The organism is Ereboglobus luteus (genome assembly GCF_003096195.1).
Taxonomy (GTDB): Bacteria; Verrucomicrobiota; Verrucomicrobiia; order Opitutales; family Opitutaceae; genus Ereboglobus; species Ereboglobus luteus.
In genome coordinates, this window is record NZ_CP023004.1 from 3,909,313 (window position 1) to 3,931,781 (window position 22,469).

Here is a 22,469-nt window from a genome sequence, read left to right on the forward strand (position 1 = left end):
ATAGGTCAATTGGCCTAGTGACGGACATTGCCGCCGCGGCGGAACGGAATGCACCTTTTGCGCATGACGGCGGAAAATTGCCCCGCCTCAAAACACAAGGTTCCCGCCTTCGAAAAGCAAACCCGACGCCTCCCCTCAAAACCCATGAAGCACCGCTCCGCCCAAAACACCGCGCGCATTTTTGCCGCCGCCCTCGCCGCCTGCATCGGCCTCGCAGTCGCGCCGCAAACCCTCGCAAAAAAACCATCCGAACAGGTCACCATCGCGAAAAAGCTGAGGGATTTCGAAGGCACCGAAAAACCCTCGCAGCGTTATATCGTCGCCAAGAACAAATTTGAAACAGACAGGCCCGACGCCATCACCGAAGTCGGCCCCGGCGTGTTCCGTTTCGCCCTGCGTTTTCGCAAGGACGAATGGTGGGACGGCGATCGCGGCACCGGCAGCAAGGACCGCCAGCGCGCCGAAATCAAGGGACTCGGCCCCCGGCAAATAAGCGGCGAGACCTACGAATACACCATGACCTGGCGCACCAACGACACCTTCCGTTGCGGCGGCAGATTCTGCCACGTTTACCAGCTCAAGGCCACCGACGGCGACAAGGGCGCGCCGCTCATCGTCCTCACCGTGATGCCCAACAACCGCACCGCCGCCGTGCGTTACGTCTCCGGCAAAAAAGGCGGCTTCACCATCGCGCGCGAGTTTCCGTGGAAACCCGGCGCATGGCAGACCGTGAGCATCCGCATAAAAACCTCCACCGGCAACAACGACAAAAAAGCCGACGGCGAACTCCTCATTTCCGTGAACGGCGACAAATACGAGGGCAAGACCAACATCCCGCTCTACCGTCCCGACGCGACCACATACCGCCCCAAGTGGGGCCTCTACCGCGGCGTCCGCGCGAACATGAACATCGGCGACGACTGGGTTGAGCACAAGGACATCACCGTGCGCAAACTCTGACGCGACAACGCCACTCAACCCATTCCCTCAATAATGAAAACGCCCCAAATCATCCCCGCCGCCTTGGCTCTCTGCGCCATCGCACTCATCACCCCGCAAACCGCCCGCGCCGCCACCGCCAACGGCATCGCCAGCTTCGAGGGACGCGAGGAACCCACCGCCATCTGGCACCCAAACACCCAGACCTTCACCAACGGCGACACCTACGTCAACATGACCGACCAGCCCGGCGGCGTCGTGCGCATGGAATTGCGCTATCGGGGAAACGACGCCGCGAATCCTTGGTGGGACGGCGACCGCTCCACCACAAACAAGGACCGCCAGCGCGCCGAGGTGAAGGGACTCGGGGCGCATCAAAAAACCGGCGAGACCTTCGAGTATTCCACCACCTGGCGCAGCAACGCCGGGCTCACCGTCACCGGAAAATTCTTTCATTTCTTCCAAATCAAATCCACCGACGGCGACAGCGGCGCGCCGCTCGTCGTGATGAGCATCACCAACTCCACCACCGCCGCCGTGCGCGTTTGCTCCGGCACCAACAGCGGCTTCACCGCCATCCGCAGCTTCCCGTGGACGGCGAACACCTGGCAAACCATCACCATTCGCGTCACCACCTCGACCAACGACGGCGCCGCCACCGGCTCGCTGCTCGTGTCGGTCAATGGCGACGAATTCCAAGGTGCGAAAAACATACACCTCTACCGTCCCGACGCCACCGACTACCGTCCGAAGTGGGGCCTGTATCGCGCCGTCTCCGCCAACGAATCCCGCCTCGCCGACGCCTACATTGAGCACAAAAACGTGACCGTTAACAAAATCAACGCCGACGGCACGCCCATCCACCAGGGCATCCTCTACGAAGCCAAGGCGCTCGACCGCGTGCTCATCGGCGCCGGCGAGATCAACGTCAAAAGCGAATCCGCCGCCAGCGATGGCAGGCACGTGACGCTCGACAACGCCGCCCTCAACTCCGGCATGCAGTTCACCCTCCCCGACGTCCCCGCCGGCACCTATAATTTCATCATGCGCGCCAAAAGCCATGCTGACCGCGGTGTGCTTCGGCTCGACATCGACGGTGTCGCGCAAGGCGAACGCTGGGACCTGTGCGCGACCGCCACCGGCACCACCGGCTACATTGAAAACGACTTCGGCATCGTCCGCCTCGCCGCCGGCAACCACACCGTGCGCGTCACCTCCGTCGACTCAACATCCACCTCGAACGCCTCCAAAAAATACCAGCTTTCCGCCGACCTCTTCCGCCTCGTCGCCGATCTTGTCCCGCCCGTCATCACCGTCCCCGACGACATGACCGTCGATGCCACCGACGCCGGCGGCGCCCGCGTCACCTTCACCTGCACCGCCGTTGACGCCATCGACGGCCCCGTCTCCGTCACCTGCGCGCCCGCCTCCGGCAGCCTCTTCCCCGTCGGGGAAACCACCGTGCAAGTCCACGCAACAGACAGCGCCGGCAACAAGGCCACGGACCAGTTCACCATCACCGTGCTCGAAGCCGCCGCGACTGAACCCAGCATCACCGGCATCTCCCCCGACGCCGCGCAAACCGGCGACACCATCACCATCACCGGCGCAAACCTCGCCGGGGCGACAGTCACCATCGGCGGCGTCCCCGCGACGATCCTTTCAAACAACGGCTCCATCATCACCGTCACCGTGCCCGAAACCGCGACCACCGGCGCCGTCATCCTCACGATCGACGGCAACCCGATCACCGCCCCGCAAACGCTCACCATCGGCACGCTCCCCGGCATCACGCGCAACCCCGTGGCAACACAAGTCGCCATCGAAACCCGTCCCGTTGCCATCGTCGCAAGCGCGACCGGCAGTCCCGCCCCAACTTCCAATGGTTCCACCGCGCCACCGCCGCCGCGGCATGGCAGCCGGTGACCGGCCCCGGTTACGAAGGCACGAACACGGCCGCGCTCACCATCCTCGATCCCTACGGCAAAAACGGCTGGCAATTCCACTGCGCCGCCACCAACGCGCTCGGCTCCGCCGACAGCGCCACCGTCACGCTCGATGTGCGCCCAAACCTCCTCCCTTCCCCAGCCGGCATCGCCGTCGCCCCCGGCGCGGCAAATCTCAAACTCCACATCTCCGACACCACGCTCCACACAGTCAGCGTCGTGACAAACGGCACCCTCGCCACCATCGCCGGACAACCCCGCGTCTCCGGCGCCGCAAACGCCACCGGCGCCGACGCCCGTTTCAACAAACCCCGCGGCCTCGCGCTCACCGCCGGCGGCGATCTCCTCGTCGCCGACACGGGCAACCACCAACTCCGCGCTATCACCACGGTCGGCGGCACGGTCACCACCATCGGCGCCGGCCCCGACGCGACACTCGCCTCCCCCGCGGGCATTGCCGCCACCGACACCGCAAGCGGCCCCGCCTACATAGCCGACACCGGCAACCACCTCGTCAAAAAAATCTCCCCCTCCGGCGAAGTCAGCATCGTCGCCGGTTCCGCCACCTCCGGCACCGACAACGGCCCGCTCCTCCAGGCCAAGTTCAACGCCCCCGCCGGAGTCGCCGTGGACGTGAGCGGCGACTACGTTTACGTGGCCGACACCAACAACCACGTCATCCGCCTCATCGACCTCGCCGCCGGCAGCGTCACCACCTTTGCCGGGCAAATGCGCGCCTCCGGCACGACCGACGGCGACGCGACGCTCGCCGCCAAACTCAACGCGCCCTCCGCGCTCGCCGTTGACACCGAGGGCAATGTTTACATCGCCGACACAGGCAACGCGCGCATCCGCGTCGTCACCACAAACACCACGACCCTCGAACGCACCATGCTCACGCTTGCCGGGAACCATCCCGGCTTCACAGACGGCTCCGGCACCAACGCATGGTTCGACTCGCCCTCCTCCATCGCGCTCGCCGACGACGGCGCCCTCTACATCGCCGACACCGGCAACGCGGCAATTCGCCGCATCGCGCCCGACGACGCCGCCACGGTGACGACACTCGCCCTCGTTTCCACCACGACAACGGGAACAACAACCGGCACCAATCCGCCATCCGGCAACGAAACCGGCGGTGGTGGTGGTGGTGGAGCGCCCTCACTCTGGCATCTCACCGCCCTCGCCCTGTTCGCCCTTGCGCGTTGCAATCGAAAAAAATAAATCTCCCAAAAAACAAACACCGCCATGCTCAAAGGCATCTCACCGCTCATCAGCCCCGAACTTCTCGCCACGCTCGCCCGCATGGGCCACGGCGACGAAATCGTCCTCGCCGACGCGCACTTTCCCGGCGAGTCGTTCAACAGCCGCGTGCTCCGCGCCGACGGCCTGCGCATCCCCGCGCTCCTCGACGCCATCCTGCCGCTCTTCGAAATCGACGCCTACGTGCCCGACCCGCTCGTGATGATGGCCGCCACGACCGGCGACACACTCGACCCCGCGGTCGAGGCAGCATACCTCGTGCCGATCAAAAAACACGCGCCCACCGCGCCCGCGATCACGCGCATCGATCGCTTCGCATTCTACGAGCGCACCCGCTCCGCCTACGCCGTGCTCATGACCGGCGAGACCGCCAAATACGGCAACATCATCCTCAAAAAAGGCGTCACACCCGTCGCCTGAATGTAGCGCAGACTGCGTGATATAATTTGAGGTAGGGCGAACCGTCCCGGTGAGCCGCAACTTTCCGGCTCACCGGGACGGTTCGCCCTACCAAAAGACATTTCCTCGCGACAGAATAAATCGCCACATGCTTTATTTCAGCCGCACCGCATGAAGCTCGATGCCCTTGCCGTTTTGCGGATCGAGATTGCGGGTGTATCGCCTGTCCTTCGCGTTGTCCCAGTGTTCGTGCACGCCGAGGCTTTTCAGCGGAACGCCATCGGGGGCGTAATTGGTTTTTGAGGGCGGATTGCCGGCCTGGGCCGACTCGTGCATGTAGTTGTCGGCATTGGCCATGGATTCGTTTTTGCCGGCCTTTTTGCCGCGCCCGAGCGGGAACTCGTTGCGCAGAAAATCGAGACCGACCGAGTCGATCGCCACCGGGTCCTGCGACATGAAGATGCTCGCGAACCATTCGCCGTTGAAGAGATTGTGCCAGCGGGCGTTTTCACCGACGGCGTCGTTCACGTCGCGCAGTCCGTAGAGGCCGTCGAGCATGAAGATGAGTGTCTTTTCGCCGAGCTGCTTTGAGCCGATCATATCGACGAAGGGATGATACGTCGCCATCGGGTGCGCGTGCGAATTGACGAAGACGGAGTGGTCGCGCACGCGCACGGTGCCGTAGTGGTTTTTCGCCGTGAGCGTGACGCCGGTCGTCGGGTGCCCCTTGACGAGGCCGATGTTGATGATGTAGGTCGCGGCGACGATAAAGTCGGGCAATTCCCGTCCCACCTTTGAGTCGGCGATGGAGTAGCCCATGGCGTTCTTTGTGTATTGAACGCGGACGCGCCCGTTTTCGGGCGAGCCTTTTGAGTCGGCAAAAACAACGCCGGGAAACGACGCGTGGCATTTTTGAAAAATGCGATCGGGTATGACGCGCGTGGCCTCGTAAACGGTGATGTCGCTTTCGGCGATACCGGCGTTTTTGACGAGCTGGTGCAGCACCGCGTGGATGGTTTGCACGGAGGCGTCGATCTGGTTGTCGGCGTCCTTGTGGCCGGCGTAGGAGTTGTTGATGTTCACCTTGACTGCAATTTTTTCGCCGCGCGTGTAGGCACGGTCGCCGCGGTCGTGAGTGCGGTTGTAGTATTTGAAAAGCGCGACCCACGCGCCGGCATCGGTGGATTCGCCGGTGAGGGAGCGGAGGGAGCGCGCGACCATGTTGTCAACGGCGGTCTGATTGATTCCGGATCCCTCTGCCCACCACGTGCCGGTGACGCCGTCCCAAGGCGTGGCGGCGATGTCGCGCGCCCAAGTGACGCGCCCTGGAAAAATGCCGCGCGCGACGCCGACGGGCGAGTTGGGTTTGTCGTCGGGCGTCCAAAGTTTTTCGTCCCTGGGCGCCTCGGGAGTCGGCCCGGGCACGGAGGGGATTTGCACATGGACGACATCCTCGCCCGACACGCCGCGAAGCGCGGGTGGAAGAGTGATCGTGATGGTGCGCGTGGCGTTGTCGTAGGCGAAATCAAGCGACTCGCCCGTGGCGAGAAGCCTGACAATCGAGGGATAAGGGACGCCGCCGAGAGTGATCGTTTCACCTTTCCCCGGAGATGCGGACGCGGCGGGGACATAGATGTAGCGATGGCCGTTTTTCGGAGTTGCGACGGCGCGGTGCGACGAGGTTTCACGTTGAGGCAGATCGCGCACGTCGGACGGAACTTTTTGCGAAAGTCCCTCGACGTTGAAAGGTTGAAAAGCGGACAGGAAAAACAGAGCGGCCAGAGACGGGATGAGGCGAAGGTTGGTTTTCATAAAAATGCGGTGCAAAAAGCCCGGCAGACAATCTGTTCATATTTGCCCGCGGCACAAGGCATTCAAGTAGGCCTTTTTCCCCTACACGCGCTTATTCGATCACCTTAGCATCCATGGAAAACAAAACAGGGCATTCGATTTTCCATGGATCTCAATATCAGGGATGTGAAGTAATCGCGATGATCGTAATAACAGGAACGCGTTTTTTATCCACTGTTTCATCGGGTCCATAGTGCCAAAACACACGATAGGCGCCGGGCGTTTTGTTCTGCGCGTAGGCCTCAAACACATCCTCGCCGTTCAATCCCCGCAAAGAACCGAATTTGTGCGTGTTGAGGCCCGGATGATTGAGATTCGTTTCCAGCATCGTAATCGTCTTGATCACCTGCTTGAACAAGCCCGCATGATGAGGATTGTTCTCCAGCGCGGTCAGCTCCGCATCGGCGCGCTCGGTGAGGAGGATTTTGCGATGCATGGAACGCTTATTTCACGCCGCCGTATTTTTTGGCGAACGAACCGCGCGAGACGGTTTTTCCCCCGGCGGATTGCCTTAGCCCCACCCGGACGGCCTCAAGGGCTTTCTTGTTTTGAAACAACCATAGTTCGGAAGCGGGAATAACGGCAACCGGATCCAAAACGATTTGTCCGGCATCGTTCCGATACACCGCGTAACCCGCCGAATCCGGCTGCTCGATCACGGAGCCCAAGGTGAGCCGCTTCTTGCTGTCGGGTTTGATGTAATCGACGACACGCTCGAAATGAGAATCTTTAAGGACGGCTGTCATGATGCCGCATGGTCTGCCCGCCCCGCCAAAGTGTCAAGTGGGACTTTCCCACCGATTCGAAATCGAGGCGGACTGGCTCAAGACGATGTCTAGGTGGGCAATATTTCTTTGGAGTGCGGTGGCAGAGGTAGCGTCAGCGTCAGGCGACACCGCTTTGAGCAATATAAGATTTTCACTGGACGCAAATCGCACAAAGCGGTGTCGTCGCTTCGCTTTGCCACTGCACTCCAAAAGAGTGCTCCTTTGCGTTTTGTCATCAGTTGCAATAACACCTTGCTTGGGGACTGTGCCCGTCGAAAGCGCATTTGCGCATATCACAGGGAAGAGGTTTTTGTGTGATGCAGGCTCAATGTGCTGATGGCGGGAAACGAGTCGTTCGCTGTTTTCAAAATCGTCAGGCGCACTTTCCAGGCGGTGACGGGCGGGAAACGGTGAACGTGGCGCTCGCCGATTGTCGTGCCTTCGGCGATGAGCTGCCAGGCGCTGTCCACTTGCGCCTCGATTTTGTAGGCGCGCACATTTTGCAGCGCGGCGGGTTCGGAGAGTGTGAGGGCATTTATGAGGAGCGGGCCCTCGGTGTCCACTTCGAGCGCGAGCGCGCGAGATGGGTTGTCGCCAGTCGCCCAATAGGTTTGCGAGTTTCCATCGAGGGCTTTTTCGCCGCCGTGGGCGCGCGTCGTCCCGCGCACGGCGCTGGTGTTAACGGGGCGCAGATGCGCGAGGTCGAGGCCAAGCTCAGGGTCGATTGTCGCGGGGGGCTCGGCAGGCATCGCGGCGAGTTGCGCGGCCATGCGCGTGTCGGTAAGCGCTGCCGTGTTTTCGGTGTCGTTCGCGGAGTAGCCGATGTTGGCGAGTGCTTGCGGACCAAGGCGCGCGGCGAGTTGCGCGAGGTAGAGGCTGCGCGGCGCGACGTGCGCGCCATGCGAATCGAAATGCCCCTCGGGCAATATCGGGGCGGTGTCAAAGTAACGCGCCGTGCGCGTGCGCGCGCCGATGCAACCTATCGCCCAGTTGGCCGCACCGGGCGGATTTTGGATGACGTAGGTGGCGGCGAGGCAGTTCCACGCAACCGACCAGCCAGCGCTCCAGCCGTGGCCGGAGCCGGCGACGCCGCGATCGGGAAAATCAATGCCTCCGTCGGGCACGCGGCAGTTGTCGAGAAGCAGGCCCGTCGTCCAGCGCATGTGCGGCTGGATGCGCGAGCCGCGTCCGGTGAAGGTGCTGTTGAGAACGACATTGGGGCCGGGATTGAGGCTCGTCGTCCAGACGTGGTAATTGTTGGCTCCGCTGGCGCGACAGCGATCGATGAGGATTTGCGTGCCCTCGATGCTGAAGTCGGCGGGCTTGGAGGCGCCGAGGTTCGGGTAAGTGTGCGTGACGACAACGTCGCGGAGCGTGACGCGTCGGCCGCGGACAACAACGGTGTTCATCGTTTCCTCGCAACGAATGTCGCGCGCCCAGCAGTCCTCGCCTTCGATGCGGAGGGCGGCGTAGGGCGCCTGCCCGTAGGCAATTTCGAGGGGCGGGCATTGGATGTGCAAACGCTCGACGCCGATTTGCGCGGCGGCCGGAGCGGGCGTGACACGCGCGACTTCGACGGAGCGGCGGCCGAGGTGGCGCGCGTCGTAGGAATCGGAAAGCGGGATGTCGATTGTGACACGCTTGCCGTCGATGGCGGTGATGACGCGGCGGTGGATGCCGGCGCGTTTGGTGCCGATCCATGTTTGGGGGCGTCCGTTGCGCCGGAGCGTGTCCATCTTCATGAGCGCGAGCCATGCGGCGGTTGTCGGGCGCTTGATCTCAATGGTGTCGCCAACAGAAAGGCCTTTCGTTGAAACGAGCGTGAAGGCGGTCGCGCCGGAAGGCACGCGGGCGTCGGCAATGGCGGTGACGGGGCCGCGCGCGGCGGTTGCGGGCGGCGGGGCGAAGGACTGCGCGGGTTCGGGCGCGGTGTTGCGCCCGAGACGCGTGCGGACGCCCGGTCCGACAACAATGGCGATGTGTTTGCCGCCCGTCATGCGAATGATTGTGGCGTGGGAATTGCCGTCGCCGGAGGGCGCGTCACCGCCGCGCAAGACGACGCCGGAGGTATGGAGGTTGATGGTGTGCGCGCAGGTGAAAACGCCGGGGGCGAGCAACACCGCGCCGCGAAAGCCGCGCGAATCGGGCGGGAGCGTGGAGACAGCGTCGATGGCGGCCTGGATGGCGCCGGTGTCGTCTGCGCCGTTTCCAAGCGGGGCGACGGTTTGGCGAACAGGAATATCGGCGTCGCCGGGCAACGCGACGCCTCCGCCCATGTAACCCGCAAACGAAAAATCCATAATGCGGTCGCCGTCGGGCGTGGTTTTATAGATGAGCGCGCCGGTGGCGGACTCGGGATCTGGGCGCACCCATTCGGAGACGGCGCCGGGCGCGACGCTAATGAAGAATGAAAAATGGATAATGAAGAATGCGCCGAGAACGCGGCGCGGACGGAAGATTTTCATGAAAAAGGAGGGATTGTGCCCGGGAGCGCGGACATCCTGTCCGCATTTTGTATTCGCAAACTGAATACGCACTAGATGTTGCGGGCGGGACGCCCGCGCTCCCGGGGGAAATTATTTCCACGACGGGCCGACGTCGGCGGGCGTGAGGACGCGGAACGCGCCCTCCGTGCCGATGAAGAGCGAGCGGGCTCCGGGCGCGTTGGCGGCGAGTTCGGGAAGCACGGGACGGAGCACGTCGTCGGCGCCGCGCCGCCATTCAATGCGCGCGCCGGGTTCGACGCCCGCTTGTATTTGGTTTGTGGATACAGCCTCGCCGCCGTCGACCAGGTTACCCTCGTAGTGGCAGGGGGCGAAGGCAAGCGTGTCGAGCGGCGGGGCGCGGTCTGGCGCGGTGATGACGATGGCGGGGGACTTCGCGCCCGCGCCGGTTTTGCGGATGAGGTTGCCGACGATCTGGCACGACTCGGGCAGGAGCACGCGCTGGGCTTTCGGCCAGCCGGATTTGTAGTCGCGACCGACGGCGATGTCGAAGCCGGCGTTGTCAACGAGGGTGTTGTAGGCGACGACGGTGTAGCGGGGCTGGTTGTAGCGCGGCACGCGGCCGTGCACGGTTTTGTCGCGGAGGATCGGCTCGAACTTTTCAGTGAGCGCCTCAAGAAAGAGCTCGCCGCTCATGAGGCCGATGCCGGTGGCGCAGCCCTCGATGTAGTTTTGCACAATGCGGTGGTGCCGTCCGGTGATGCGCATGCCGTAGGCGTCCCTCACGCCGTCGCCGAAGATGAAATTGCCCTCGATCACATTGTAGTTGCCGGAGCGGTTGGTGATGCCGCCGCTGGTGCCGCGAATGGTGTTGTTGCGAACGGTGTTGCGGTTCGACTTGAGCGAGATGATTTCCATCGCCTCGCCGTGCGCCTGCTCGAAGAGGTTGCTCTCGATGGTGAAAAACGCGCCATCGGGACCGAGCTCCTCGTTGCCGCCGTAACCCCATATGCGGAAGATTTCGCGGCCGTTTTTCGGCACGCGCGCGATGTCCTTGAAATGGCAATGATCAACGGTGTTGTGGCGCGAGCCGCCGAGGTTGTTTCCGACGACGGGCTGGTGGTGGTTTTTGCCGCTGACAAGGAGGTGGTCGGCGCGGTTGCGGTCGCCCTTGAAATAAATCCAATAGTAGCCGGCGCCGGGAATTTCGGGATTGCAATCGACAATGGCGCTGTCGGTGAGGCGGCAGTCGTGCGAGGCAAAATCGACAATGTTTCTTTTGGGCGGAGGCGTGGCGCGCAGGAAACGCAGGCCGGAAACCTCGATGTGGGGCGCGGAAAAGGCGAGGTGCGATTTGCCGGTGAGCGTGACGCCGCCGGGGGTTTGCGCGCGGACGCGGAGCGGCGCGTCACTCGTGCCGCCGCGCGCGAGGTCGAGCGAGGTGTCGCGCCATTCGCCATCGGCAAGGATGATGGTGTCGCCGGGCGCGGCGGCGGAGAGCGCGGAGGCGAGCTCGGCGGGATTGGCGACGCGATGCGTGGCGGCGCCGGCGGTGACAAGAAGACAGAGGCCGACGGACAGAAGGCCGGGGAGACGGGGAAGTTTCATGGGTGTGATAAAATGGTTTTCGCAAACGAGGGCGCGCGCAAGGCGTGCCCCTACGGGGCCGTGGGACCGACATCGGCGGGTGTGAGCACGCGGATGCCGGCGTCGCCGGGCGTGAGCGCGCCGGGGTCGGATTGTTTGACGGCGTCTTTGGGAAGGTCGCCGATGGACTTGGTTTTCCAGACGGTGTTTTGGCCCCATGTCGGATTGGTGTAGGGGCCGTCGAGCTTGGCGGCGACATCGCCGCCGATGATTACGTTTTCCGCAAAGGTGATGTGCGTCGCGCCGAGGCCGTTTGAGCGGCGGTGCATCACGTATTGGGATTTGTTTTCGACGAGGATGTTTTGGCGAATTTCGTTGTAGTCGGGACGGTCGTGCGAGGTGAGTTTCGCGCCGTCGGCAACCTCGCCGCCACCGTTGCCAAGGTTGATGCCGTTGCTGTTGCGCTCGAGATAGTTTCCGATGACTTTGTTGCGGTCGCCAAAGATGCGCAGCCCGGCGGTGTTGCGGAAATAGTTTTTCTCGGCGACGCAGTCGTTGCCGTGGCGGAGCGTGAGTTGCGCGCCGGGACTGTCGAGAAATGTGTTGTGCCGGTAGATGTTGCCGCAGGACTTGTTGGAGATGAGTTCGTTTTCCCCGACGCAGCGGACGAAGAGGTTGTGCTCAATGACACCGCCGCCGGTGGACATGCTCAGGTGGCTGAGGCCGTAGCGGATTGTCTCGAGTCCGTTGGTTTCGCCGGAGACGGGGGATTTTTGAAAGTCGTGAAAGTAGTTGTGGTGAATCCATGCGCGGCGCGCGACTTGCCCGTTTTCGCCGGCGACTGAGATCATGTTTCCCTTGCGGCTTTTGTTGCGAAATTCGTTGTGGTCGATTTCGCAATCGTCGCCATTGACGCCGAGGTAAGGGCCGCCGCCGGGGCACTCGAACACGCAGCGCGTTATGCGTATGTGGTGCGCGCCGACGCCGATTTTGGTTTTGCCCGCGGCGTTGAAAAACTTGAACCCGGAGATGACGATGTGCGACGCGTCTTCTTTTATCGAGATGCCCTGTCTGCCGCGCAGCTCGACGCCGCCGACGGTTTCGGCGGCGATGGTGACGGGACGGTCTTTCGCACCGGAGCGTGTGATGTCGATGGATTCGTCCACATCGTAGGAACCGTTTTTCAGCGTGATCGTATCGCCGGGTTTGGCGCGGTCGATGGCGGCTCGGAGCGAGGCAATGGAATCGACGATTTCGCCGCGAGCGGAAAGAAGTGAGGCGTGAATGGCGAGGAGCGAAAGAAAGGGTATGAGGAGGAGTTTGCGCATGGGTGAAAATAAGACAGCTCGATTTTTCCGTCTTTTTGAAGGCGAAGTGAACGGAAAGGTTTAGTCCTTTTGGACCACAAGAGGGGCGGAGACGCCAGCCACTGTTCGCTAGCGAGGCGGGGAATCTCCGGTGTCGACTCACGGGATTTTCGGCGCCGTTTGCATTAAAATTGGTCTTGCAGAAAGACCAATTTTTAAAATATTCAGTCTTCATGGAGGACCAATTATCAGCAGTGGTGCGCGAGAAACTTGCGGACGCGGTCGAGATGGAGTTTCCCCCGGGAATGCGGCGCGAGCAGGTTTTGCCCGGCGTGCCAGGAAAGGCGCACGCAATCACCGGAATGCGGCGCGCGGGCAAGACGTTTTATTTGTTCCAATGCCTCCAGGACGCGCTGGCCCGGGGAGCGGACCGCGAACGGCTCGTGTATTTCAACTTTGAGGACGAACGACTTGAGGGCATGACGGCGGCGCGGCTTTCGCAAATCGTGGAGGCGTATTACCAGAGATTTCCGGAATTTCGCCGCAAGGCGGAGGTGCTGTTTTGTTTTGACGAGATCCAGATCGTCCCGGGGTGGGAGCGCTTTGTCCGGCGTCTGATGGACTCGGAGAAAGTTCGTGTGTGCCTGAGCGGCTCGTCCGCCAAGATGTTGAGCCGCGAAGTCGCCACGAGCATGCGCGGGCGGGCGATGGAAACGGTGATCACGCCGTTCAGCTTCCGGGAGTTTGCCACGGCGCGGGGAGTAGCCGTTCCCGCGCAGGACGCGGTGCCGGCGGCGCGCGCGCGCTCGCTGCTTCAAAAAACACTGGACGATTATTTGCGCATCGGCGGGTTTCCGGAGGCGCTTCATGTTTCATCGGAGCAGGACAGGGTCAATTTGCTGCAAGGTTATGTGGACAGTGTGCTGTTTCGCGATGTCGCCGAGCGGCACGCTGTCGGCAATCTGGTGGCGTTGCGCGCATTCGTGCGGCAGCTTTTGCGCAACCCGGCGAAGGAATTCAGCGTGAGCAAAATTGCCGCCGACTTCGCCTCCCGCGGCATCGCGGTGTCGAAGGAAACGCTGCTGGCGTTTCTCGATTATTTCGAGGATGCGTTTTTGGTAGCGCCAATCTCCATTTTTTCGCGCTCCGAGCGCCGCCGTCAGGTGAATCCGCGAAAATTGTATCTTGCCGACCACAGCCTGGCGGCCGCATTCAGCCCGTCGGCCGGCATTGACCGAGGACGGCTGTTGGAAAACGTGGTCGCGTGCGAACTGGCGCGAAAAACTCGCGACCTTGCTTATGTCAGGACATCCGGCGGGCTGGAGGTTGATTTTATCGCGACGGCCTTTGACGGCAGCCGGCATTTGATACAGGTGGCGTCCGATGTTTCCTCGCGGCAAACGTGGGCACGCGAGGTCAAGGCGTTGCTCGAGGCGAAGGAGGAAACACGCGACGCGACTACCTGGTTGCTTTGCGAAGTCATGCCGCCGGCGGATTTCGAGATGCCCGAAAAAGTAAACGTGATGCCGCTTTGCCAATGGCTTTGCGGGAGGGATCTGAAATAAGGGGATTTATTCCGGGTGTGCTCAGGCGGTGGCGGACGGCGTGGCCCCGCGATCGTGGGTGATTTTCTTCGCGGCTTTGCGGAGGTCGCCGCCCTCGAGCGTGATGGCGGCGCTGCGCTCGCCCTCGACGGCGAGGTAAACGGCGGCGGGCGTCAACAGCCTCGGGGCGGAGATGAGCGTATCCGTTGTCTGGATACAGCGCAATGTAGAGGGCGCGTTGACATTGCCTTGCGCGGCGATGTTGAGGAGCGCGGCGTCGGAAACGTTGTCGAGCACGACTGCGGGGCGCAGGTCGGGCTTCACGGTTTCAATGCGGATGTTGTCGAGCGTGAGTCCGCGGACGTTGCGCGCGTAAACGCCGTGCGCGGGGCGGTCGCCGATTTCGAAATACTCGCCGGCGATTTGCGGCACGTCGCGCAAACGCGACTCCGCCTCGGTGCCGCCGCCCTCGAAGGTGAAGTGCACGTCGTTTAGCGAAATGTTTTCGAGGAAGTCGTTGCCGACGCCGTTGAGCGTGATGCAAGTGCGGTCCTCGCCGGGACGGTAGCCCTGCTCCCAGTGCATGTCGGCGAACTGGCGGCCGTGCGCGACGACGGTGCCGCGGATGTGCGAGAAGGAAATGTTGCGCACCTTGCCGGGTATGAGCGGGCGTTGCGCGTCGCCGGGGCGCTGGCGGCGGCGCACGGAATCGAGCCCGATGGAGATGGGGCCGGTGACGTCGCGCATGATGATATTCGAGAACGAAATGTTTTCAAAGCGCGAGTTGGCGCGGCAGCTCATCTTGATGGCGCAGCCGTAGGTTTCGTAGATGACGCAGTTGCTGATGGTGATGTTCTCGGCCTCGCCGCCGCCGAAGCGGAAAATCGACCAGCGCGTGGAGAAGGTGGAGTTGGCGACGGTCACGTATTTGTTGCTGCCGAAGAGCGCGCAGGCGTCGTCCTGGCAGGTGACGTCGCAGCCGTTGATGTGCACGTAGCGCGAGCTGACGATGTGGAAGCCGTCGTTGTTTTTGTTGACGCGGTTGTGGACGCGGACGTTGTCGAGATAAACGCGCTCGCAGTTGAGAATGCGCACGCCGTGATAGGCGGCGGCGGTGAGGAATGCGTCGCGAATGCGGAGGTTTTTGCAGCGCGAAAAGATGAGCAGGTGCGGGCGCTGATAATAGCCGTCGGCGGAGTTCTGGCCGGGGCCGGTGTTGTCGCCGCGGCCGGTGTAGAAGGCGCGTCCGTTGCCGTCGATCGTGCCGTTGCCCTCGATGGTGATGTTTTCGGCGTCGGCGGCGGAGATGAAGACGATGTTGCCATTGCCGCGCGGGATGGCGCGTCCGGCGTGGTAATCCTCCGCGCGCGTGCTGCCGAGAATTTTGCCCTGCGTGGCGAGGTGCAGCGTGACGTTGCTTTTTAGCTCGAGCGTGCCGGAGAGAAAGGTGCCCGACGGGACAAGGACAACGCCGCCGTTGGCTTCGTGCGCGGCGTCGATGGCGGCTTGGATCGCGGCGGTGTTGAGTGTGACGCCGTCGCCGATGGCGCCATAGGCGCGAATGTCGAAGAAATGCGGAGCGCGGATGTCGGATGCCGGCGGGGCGCCGACGGTCCCTGTTGCTGTCGTGCCGGCGCCGGCGACAAGCGGGTATGCGAGGCCAGCGGCGAGCGCGGGAGCAGCGGCGCGGGTGAGCCAGTCGCGGCGGGTGATGGGGGATTGAAGGGGGCGCGCCGAAGTCGCGTCATTGAGGGCAACGGATTTTGTGGGCATGTTTTCAACCTTAGGAGAAGGTGATGCCCGAATGGAAAAGCTTTTAATAGACCTATTGGACTACGGCGGAAGCGGGAGCGCGGTTGACTGCAGGGCGTTTTTCAGAATGCCCGGCGGGCGCGTGCATTTTTTTGCACGCGGGAGCGCGTCGCTGCCTTCACAATTCCCGCACGCGTGCCAGGCATTCCGCCAGAGGCAGAACCTCGACGCCTTGCGGCAAGGCTAGGGTTTCGTTGCCGGGGGAAACAAGCCAGCGGCGGTTTATTTTCAAATCATCGCAACCTTGGTGAAAGCCGCGCGCGGGCTTGGGATGTGTTGCGTTCGCCTTGGCTTCTATCGCCACCTCCGGCTGGCCATTTTTCAACAGGAGAAAATCTATCTCCGCGCCGGCGGCCGTGCGCCAAAACGCGACATCCCAGCCGGCGGGCAGGCTGGCGTCGAGATGCTGCAACACAAAGCCCTCCCACGACGCGCCCAGGGACGGATGCCCAAGCAGGGCCGTCTTGTCCGGAATGCCGAGCAGCGCATGCGCAAGGCCGGAGTCGGCCAGATAAATTTTGGGCGACTTGGTCAGTCGTTTGCCGAGGTTTCGATAATAGGGCTCCAACCGGCGCACCAGCAGCGTCTGACTCATCGCATCAAGATAACGCGAGGCGGTGTTCGTGCCGATGCCCAGCGTGCGCGCTAGACTCGACGCGTTCCAGAGTTGCCCGTGCAGGTGCGCGAGAAGCAGCATGAAACGTCGCATGCGTTCCGGAGGCAGGTCGAATCCGAGCAGGCTCAAATCGCGCTCCACCAAATCGCGCAGGTAGGCGTTGCGCCATTCCATGCTCGTGTCGTCATCGGCGGACAGAAAAGCCTCGGGAAATCCCCCGCGCGCCCAGAGTGTGTCGAGTCGCGCCTGTCCGCCGACTTCGTCGAGCGTGAGCGGGCGCAACACAAGCGTTTGGACGCGTCCGGCAAGGCTTTCCGCCGACTGCCGTCTCAAATCGGGTGATGCGGAGCCGAGCAGAAGAAAACGCCCGGGCCGCCGGTTCGCGTCCACGAGCACGCGCAACACGGGAAACAACGAGGGCATTCGCTGGGCTTCGTCGATGATGACGAGCTTGTCCTCGAACGCCCCCAGCGCACTCAACGGATCCTCCATCGCAAGCGCATGGCGCGGATCTTCCAAATCGTAAAAGTGCACTCTCAACGCGAGGTCGCCGGCTATTTTGTCCGCCAGAGTTGTCTTTCCCGACTGTCGTGCGCCAACCAGTGTGACCACGGGAAAACGACTCAACGCCGAGCGGATATTTTTTTCGAGTTTGCGAGCGAGCATCATGGTATAACCTGCGATTTATCGCATTTATCATGGATAATTCGCCATGACATGGAGAATATGCAAGGATAATTTGCCGTCTTGTGAGGTAGTCTGAACCGTCTTTGTGAGCTGGGAACGATGCGGCTCACCGGGACGGTTCGCCCTACCAAAGGGCATTGTCTCGCGATAATTTAAGTCGAAAAGGCTCTTCTGTCCCAGATCTGTTTATGTTTCGCTTTTTCAAACCGGCAGACTTGGTAGTCCGCGCCACGATGCCGAATGACCACCGTTGTTTGCCGCGTTTTCGGGCGGGTTATTTTTTGCCGAGCAGTTTGTGGATTTCGCTTCCGGCGAGGAGGAACGCGCCTGAGCCGTAGGCTTCGGTGGAATCGTCGGGGAAGTTTTTCGGGTCGTAGCCGACCGGCTGCACGTGCGTGAGCTTGCCCGCGGGCGTGACACAATCGACCATGGCCCGCCAGCATTTGAGCGTCGGTTTCTCATAGGTGGCGCGGTCAAGCAGGCCGTTGTTCATGCCCCAGGCAAAGGCGTGGCAGAAAAAGCCGGAGCCGCTGGTTTCCTTGAGCGGATAGCTGGCGGGATCAAGCATGCTGGCGCGCCACAGGCCGTCGGGTTGCTGGCATGCGAGCACGGCGGCGGCCATCTCCTTGAACTGTTGCTCAAAACGGGGGCGCGCGGAATCGTCGGCGGGCAGGGTTTGCAGCACGCGGACAAGGCCGCCCATCACCCAGCCGTTGCCTCGGCTCCAGAAGATTTTTTTGCCGTTTGCCTCGCGCGGGGCGTCGGGGCCGATGAAGCGGTCGTCGCGGAAATAGAGGTGCTCGTCGTTGTCGTAGAGGTGCCCGGAGGTGAGCCACCAGTTGGTCACGGCGAAGTCGCGATAGGCTTTGTTGCCGGTCGCCATGTAGAGCTTGATCCACGCGGGCGGCGCCATGTAGAGCGAGTCGCACCACGACCAGCGATCGCGGTGGCGGGGATTGGAGACGGAGTCGAACCGCATGCTGATGTCGAGGGGATTCGCGAGGATGTAGTCGAAGCGCTCGATGGTCGGCGCGAGCATTTTCGGGTCGCGGTATTTTTGCCAAAGGTCGATGTAGGTTTGCGAGACGCAGTGGTCGTCGGCGTCGTAGATGCGCGTGAAGGGTTTCCATTCGTTGCGCTCCGCGATGCCACGCAGGACTTCGTAATAGTGCTCGTCGTTTGTGAGCTGCGCGAGCGCGACGATGCCGGTGTAGCCGGCGGCCTGCACCCAGCCCGCGGGGCTGAGCGTGGAGCGGTGCGGTTTGGTCGAGGGCGGGCGGTGAGGGTTCGCCAGCTGCCAGTCGGCGACTTTGCGCATGATGGTGACAATTTCGGCGCGCGCTTGCGCGGGATCGCATTTTGCGGAGGCGCCGCAGGATGGGGCGTTGCCGGACTGCGAGGGGCGTGTCAGGGACTCGATGAATCCGTCGGGGAGTTTTTCGAGGTTGCAGAATTCGCCCGCGCCGGAGTCATCGAGGATTTGCACGCAGGACGCGGGGCCGAGGTCGGGATCGGTCCATTCGTTGATCGCCCAGACAACTTTTTTGTCGGGGGTGACTTCGATGAGCTGGACGATTTTGTTCCACTCGGATTTTTTCACGCGGGCCGTCCAGTTTGTGATGACGGTGTTTCCGTTGGCGAGGCGGCGGGCCTGGTGCACGCTGTTTATGCGAATGCCGGGCAGGTCGCCGTCGCGCAGCTCCCACACGGTTTTGCCCGAGGGGGCGACTTCGCGCACGGTGCCGTGCTGGTTGCCGCTGACGAGCGTGTTGCCGTTGCGCAGGCGCACGGCGTGCCAGACGGAGGGCGCGTCGCACTCCCAGACGGGGTTCCAGTTTTTGTCATACTCGATGACCTTGCCGAGGTTCATGTGCGCGATGAGGTAGGTGCCTGCGGCGGTCACGCGGCAGTTGCGAAACTGGCCGTGGACGGAGCGTTGGTCGACGGGTTTGCGAGTGGGCACCGCGTGCTCCATTTCGATCGCGCCGGTCTTGAGGTTGAAGATGCGCGCCTTCGCTTCGGGCGATCCGTTTTCCATGAAGAAAACATGGTCGTCACCGAGGGGCTGCGCGGTGTGGCACTCGTTCCAGCCGTCGGGGCCCTTGCCGCATTGGTAGTCGTGGAGGGTGTTGCCGTGCCTGTCGATTTTGCGCCAGCCGGTCTTGTAGGCGAAAACGATGTCGCCGTTGGGGAGCATGTGCATGTCGGAAAACTCGCTCAGGTTGTTGTTGGCGTCGCGAATCGGTATCCGGTAAGTGAATACAACCTTGCCGCCGCGGACGAGGAACAGGGTCTGGTCGGGTTTGCGCGTGTCGTATTCGCCGGTGTAGAGGAAGTCGTGTTGCGCGAGTCCGCCGCCGGGAAGCGTCGCGGGGGGATTCGGACAGTCGTAGGACGCGAGCACCTCGGCGCCGGCAAGGAGAACCACGCCGCGACCGTGAAGCTCGTCGTCGGGGCGCGGGCGGTTTGCGTAGTAGGCGGCGTCCTGCCCGATGTTGGTGCCGCGGCAGGTGCCGTTGACCCGGCCGTCGGGCGTGATGTAGCCGGCGCAGATGGCGGCAAAGGCCTTGCGGGCATGGTCGATGTTTTGCCACGGAATCCAGCCGCGATTCGCCGCGCGCGCGATGCAGTAGGCAAACATGGCGGTGCAGGAGGTTTCCTCCCAGAGCGAGGGATCGTCGAGCACCTGACGCCACATGCCGGTGGGTGCCTGAAGCGCCTTGATGCCCTCGATGTGGCGGCGGAGAATGTCGAGCATCTGCGGGCGCAACGGATGGTCGTCCGGCATAGCCGAGAGCACCTCGACCGCGGAAACCATCGCCCAGCCGTTGGCGCGCCCCCATTTCACGGGCGAGCGATGTTTCAACGGCTCGCTGTAAGCGTGGAACCAGACACCGTCGGCATCCTGCGTGCGCGCGGCCATGCTGATGACTTGGCGGGCGGCGTCGGAGAGGTGCTTGTAGTCGCCGGTGTATTGCGCCCAGCGGACGAGAAACGCGCCTCCCATGTAAAGATCGTCAATCCAGACGGTGCCCTCGGGCCACTGCGGCGCGACGTTGAAACGCCTGTCGCCATCGGTGGAACGGGGACGCCAGAAAGCGCCGTCAGGGAGCCGGGCCTGTTTGTTCACAACCCAATCGGCGACACGTTCGACGACCGCCTTTTGCTCCGGCGTGACGCTCCCGGGATGCCGCAGCATCGCCTCAAGCATCTGCACGCCCATCGCCCCGCAGGAATCGAGATGCCCGAGACGCATGAGCCCGCCGATTTTCACGAGATTGCGGTTTTGGAGAAATTTTTTCCAGCCGTCGGAATCCGCGCCGATCCTGTCGCCCGCGGCGGCGAGAAACGCATAATCGCGAGCGACGATCTGGTTGTGCTTGATGACAAAATCGAGCGAGGCCTTGTCTTCGAGAAAATCGCTCGCGCGGATGACGCCGTAGAGCGTGACGCCCCACGGGTAACTCCACGCGATGCCCTCGGGCGAATTGGCGGCGTTGAGCGCGTCGAGCGTGGACACCCGGGTGTAATCGCCGTCCGCAAGCGGGCGCATCTGGCGCTCCGAGACGAGTTTCAGAACCGCGCGAATCGACGCCTCGTTTTTACCGGAAAGACCGGGTGTTTGGGAAAAGGCTGAAGGGCTGAAAGGCTGAAGAGCTGAAAGCGTAAACATCAGCGCGGTTAAAAGAGGAAGGCGGCAATGGCTGGTTTTCATAAAAAAACGAGGAAAGCGCGCCGGGGGCGCGTCATTAAGGGTAACGGGTGTCATGAAGATGCCTCCCACGTTAGAAGAACATGGGGCGCGAATGGAAAAACTTTAACTAGGCTTATTGGACTATGTCGCGGGAGTCACCGCGACTGCCGGACAATATACACATTGCGCTTCGCCTCGCGGATCGTTCCGTCGCCGGATTGCGTGAGGAGGAACTTGGCGTCGGGGTGCGCGTTGTCGATCACGTGGATGCGGTCTATCGCGGACCTCACCTTGCGCGGTGTGGTCTTGCCGGACTGGCCGCCGCGCGCGTTGTCAACAAAATCGACTTCGCCAAGATTTTCGGGAATGGCAATCACGCCTGCCTCCCGCCACTGCGCGCCGCCATCCGTCGTTTCGTAAATCCGCACCGCCCTTCCCTCCGGACGATAAACGCGAAAGGAGTCGGGGCCGGTTTTCTCCGTCTCGCGCGGATCAATGTGACCGGCGATGCGGGTGAAGCGCCATTCGCGCTTCGCGGCGTCCCATGTCGCCGAGGAGAGGCCGTTGTGGTGATAACTGTCGAACACAATAAGCGGCGCGCCGTTGTCGCGATAATGCGCGGAAACCATCAGGCCGGCGCGGTGGCCCTTTTCGGGGATTCCGGTGTCGAGCACGAGGCAATGCTCGTCCATCTCCTTGTTGTCGATGTGCGTGCCGAGATCGCGGCCCTCGATATTATACAAATGGTCGTTGGCGGGGTTGAGCCATGCGTAATACACATTGCGCCCGTAAGTGGCGTGGGCGTGGCGCCCGAGCTTTTCGCCGGCGATTGTCCATGCGATATGAATGCGGGCGGGCTGTTTGCCGTCGGCGGAGGCGGGCTGGTAGGTGACCTTGCCGTTATACACTTCGCACATGTTGTCGGTCGCACGGCCAAACGGGTCGGCGATCATGTGGCGCGTCCACGTTTTCCCGCCATCGGCGGACTTCACCATTTGATAAGGACGGTCGTCGGAATAACCGTTGGTCCGGCGGGTGTCGCGGAAGAACACATAAAACACGCCCTCGCTTGTAATGACCGGCGCGGGATACGAAGCGCCGTGTGAAACCTCGATCACGCGGTCATCCCATTCGCCCTCGATGCTGAGCGGTTTCGGCGAGACGGTGTGGCGGAGGGGCGAATTGTGGCAGCCGTAGAAAATATGTATGCGTCCGTCGGGGCCGCGCAACATGCCGGGATAGTTGTGCTTGTCGACAAAGCTCGACGTGCCGGCGACCTTGTCCGCGCTCCACATGCCCGTGGCGTGATCGAGCTCCTTGACGACGGCGGTGCTGTTCGCGCCCATCCAAGTGACGAATGTTTTGTTCGCGCCGGCATCATAAAAACCAATGTTGATTGGCCGCTGATCGGAGCGGGTGTTGGCGCGCGGGCTGAGCAGGGAAACGACATGCGCGGCGGCGATGCCGCCGCTAATGAATAATGAAAAATGTATAATGAATAATGCGCAGGGGGCGCGGAGCATGGTGTGGATTTTCATAATTGCTGGTTGTAATTTTTTTGTAGCGCGGACTGCCAAGTCTGCCGGGGTCTTAGCATCGGCAAAGCAGACTTG

The 22,469-nt window shown here is 62.3% G+C and carries 15 protein-coding genes; 5 read left to right on the forward strand and 10 right to left on the reverse strand.

The annotated features are described in order from the left end of the window. Positions 1-144 precede the first annotated feature (144 nt). From CKA38_RS14260 to fucU, 4 genes are read left to right on the forward strand one after another with little or no spacing between them, the layout of a single operon-like run. The gene (locus tag CKA38_RS14260) at positions 145-960 is read left to right on the forward strand and encodes a heparin lyase I family protein (RefSeq protein ID WP_152032884.1); all 816 of its coding nucleotides are present in this window, start codon (positions 145-147) and stop codon (positions 958-960) included. A 33-nt stretch (positions 961-993) separates the two neighbouring features. Then, positions 994-2,865: an HYR domain-containing protein gene (locus tag CKA38_RS14265; RefSeq protein ID WP_108826165.1), complete on the forward strand. Its 1,872-nt coding sequence runs from the start codon at positions 994-996 to the stop codon at positions 2,863-2,865. Continuing rightward, positions 2,862-4,109, forward strand: a complete 1,248-nt coding sequence (locus CKA38_RS14270; protein WP_108826166.1) for an NHL repeat-containing protein — start codon at positions 2,862-2,864, stop codon at positions 4,107-4,109. Before CKA38_RS14265 ends, CKA38_RS14270 begins: the two co-directional genes overlap by 4 nt. Before the next feature lie 24 nt (positions 4,110-4,133). Then, the gene (gene fucU, locus CKA38_RS14275; RefSeq protein WP_108826167.1) at positions 4,134-4,568 is read left to right on the forward strand and encodes an L-fucose mutarotase; all 435 of its coding nucleotides are present in this window, start codon (positions 4,134-4,136) and stop codon (positions 4,566-4,568) included. A 132-nt stretch (positions 4,569-4,700) separates the two neighbouring features. Here the strand turns inward: fucU and CKA38_RS14280 are convergent, their stop codons facing one another. The 6 genes from CKA38_RS14280 to CKA38_RS14305 all read right to left on the reverse strand — a co-directional run bounded on the left by CKA38_RS14280 (position 4,701) and on the right by CKA38_RS14305 (position 12,524). Then, positions 4,701-6,359, reverse strand: coding sequence for a DUF362 domain-containing protein (locus CKA38_RS14280; RefSeq protein WP_108826168.1), 1,659 nt, complete (start codon positions 6,357-6,359; stop codon positions 4,701-4,703). A gap of 157 nt (positions 6,360-6,516) precedes the next feature. Continuing rightward, positions 6,517-6,834: a hypothetical protein gene (locus CKA38_RS14285; RefSeq protein WP_202863921.1), complete on the reverse strand. Its 318-nt coding sequence runs from the start codon at positions 6,832-6,834 to the stop codon at positions 6,517-6,519. Positions 6,835-6,841: 7 nt separating this feature from the next. After that, positions 6,842-7,144 (reverse strand): hypothetical protein, encoded by a 303-nt coding sequence (locus CKA38_RS14290; protein ID WP_108826169.1) that lies wholly within the window; start codon positions 7,142-7,144, stop codon positions 6,842-6,844. 314 nt (positions 7,145-7,458) lie between these two features. After that, on the reverse strand, positions 7,459-9,630 hold the full coding sequence (locus CKA38_RS14295) for a discoidin domain-containing protein (protein WP_108826170.1): 2,172 nt from the start codon (positions 9,628-9,630) through the stop codon (positions 7,459-7,461). Positions 9,631-9,741: 111 nt separating this feature from the next. Then, the gene (locus CKA38_RS14300; RefSeq protein WP_161554932.1) at positions 9,742-11,217 is read right to left on the reverse strand and encodes a polysaccharide lyase 6 family protein; all 1,476 of its coding nucleotides are present in this window, start codon (positions 11,215-11,217) and stop codon (positions 9,742-9,744) included. Positions 11,218-11,267: 50 nt separating this feature from the next. Next, the gene (locus CKA38_RS14305; protein ID WP_108826172.1) at positions 11,268-12,524 is read right to left on the reverse strand and encodes a polysaccharide lyase 6 family protein; all 1,257 of its coding nucleotides are present in this window, start codon (positions 12,522-12,524) and stop codon (positions 11,268-11,270) included. A 212-nt stretch (positions 12,525-12,736) separates the two neighbouring features. Here CKA38_RS14305 and CKA38_RS14310 point away from each other — a divergent pair, with 212 nt between their 5' ends. After that, positions 12,737-14,068: an ATP-binding protein gene (locus CKA38_RS14310; protein ID WP_108826173.1), complete on the forward strand. Its 1,332-nt coding sequence runs from the start codon at positions 12,737-12,739 to the stop codon at positions 14,066-14,068. A 21-nt stretch (positions 14,069-14,089) separates the two neighbouring features. Here the strand turns inward: CKA38_RS14310 and CKA38_RS14315 are convergent, their stop codons facing one another. The 4 genes from CKA38_RS14315 to CKA38_RS14330 form a co-directional block, all read right to left on the reverse strand. Beyond that, the gene (locus CKA38_RS14315) at positions 14,090-15,820 is read right to left on the reverse strand and encodes a glycoside hydrolase family 28 protein (RefSeq protein ID WP_108826174.1); all 1,731 of its coding nucleotides are present in this window, start codon (positions 15,818-15,820) and stop codon (positions 14,090-14,092) included. 157 nt (positions 15,821-15,977) lie between these two features. After that, the gene (locus CKA38_RS14320) at positions 15,978-17,144 is read right to left on the reverse strand and encodes an ATP-binding protein (protein ID WP_192881141.1); all 1,167 of its coding nucleotides are present in this window, start codon (positions 17,142-17,144) and stop codon (positions 15,978-15,980) included. 292 nt (positions 17,145-17,436) lie between these two features. Beyond that, positions 17,437-20,877 carry a glycoside hydrolase family 88/105 protein gene (locus CKA38_RS14325; protein ID WP_161554933.1) on the reverse strand — a complete coding sequence of 1,147 codons (3,441 nt, stop codon included), beginning with the start codon at positions 20,875-20,877 and terminating at the stop codon, positions 17,437-17,439. 134 nt (positions 20,878-21,011) lie between these two features. Beyond that, entirely contained in the window at positions 21,012-22,394 is a 1,383-nt protein-coding gene (locus CKA38_RS14330; protein WP_202863922.1) for a BNR-4 repeat-containing protein, read from the reverse strand. Between the last annotated feature and the right edge of the window lie 75 nt (positions 22,395-22,469).

Bases quoted from the DNA above. Each gene is read 5' to 3' on its own strand.
- CKA38_RS14260 (WP_152032884.1), top strand. From the start codon at position 145: ATGAAGCACCGCTCCGCCCAAAACACCGCGCGCATTTTTGCCGCCGCC.
- CKA38_RS14265 (WP_108826165.1), top strand. From the start codon at position 994: ATGAAAACGCCCCAAATCATCCCCGCCGCCTTGGCTCTCTGCGCCATC.
- fucU (WP_108826167.1), top strand. From the start codon at position 4,134: ATGCTCAAAGGCATCTCACCGCTCATCAGCCCCGAACTTCTCGCCACG.
- CKA38_RS14280 (WP_108826168.1), bottom strand. From the start codon at position 6,359: ATGAAAACCAACCTTCGCCTCATCCCGTCTCTGGCCGCTCTGTTTTTC.
- CKA38_RS14285 (WP_202863921.1), bottom strand. From the start codon at position 6,834: ATGCATCGCAAAATCCTCCTCACCGAGCGCGCCGATGCGGAGCTGACC.
- CKA38_RS14290 (WP_108826169.1), bottom strand. From the start codon at position 7,144: ATGACAGCCGTCCTTAAAGATTCTCATTTCGAGCGTGTCGTCGATTAC.
- CKA38_RS14295 (WP_108826170.1), bottom strand. From the start codon at position 9,630: ATGAAAATCTTCCGTCCGCGCCGCGTTCTCGGCGCATTCTTCATTATC.
- CKA38_RS14300 (WP_161554932.1), bottom strand. From the start codon at position 11,217: ATGAAACTTCCCCGTCTCCCCGGCCTTCTGTCCGTCGGCCTCTGTCTT.
- CKA38_RS14305 (WP_108826172.1), bottom strand. From the start codon at position 12,524: ATGCGCAAACTCCTCCTCATACCCTTTCTTTCGCTCCTCGCCATTCAC.
- CKA38_RS14310 (WP_108826173.1), top strand. From the start codon at position 12,737: ATGGAGGACCAATTATCAGCAGTGGTGCGCGAGAAACTTGCGGACGCG.
- CKA38_RS14315 (WP_108826174.1), bottom strand. From the start codon at position 15,820: ATGCCCACAAAATCCGTTGCCCTCAATGACGCGACTTCGGCGCGCCCC.
- CKA38_RS14320 (WP_192881141.1), bottom strand. From the start codon at position 17,144: ATGATGCTCGCTCGCAAACTCGAAAAAAATATCCGCTCGGCGTTGAGT.
- CKA38_RS14325 (WP_161554933.1), bottom strand. From the start codon at position 20,877: ATGAAAACCAGCCATTGCCGCCTTCCTCTTTTAACCGCGCTGATGTTT.
- CKA38_RS14330 (WP_202863922.1), bottom strand. From the start codon at position 22,394: ATGAAAATCCACACCATGCTCCGCGCCCCCTGCGCATTATTCATTATA.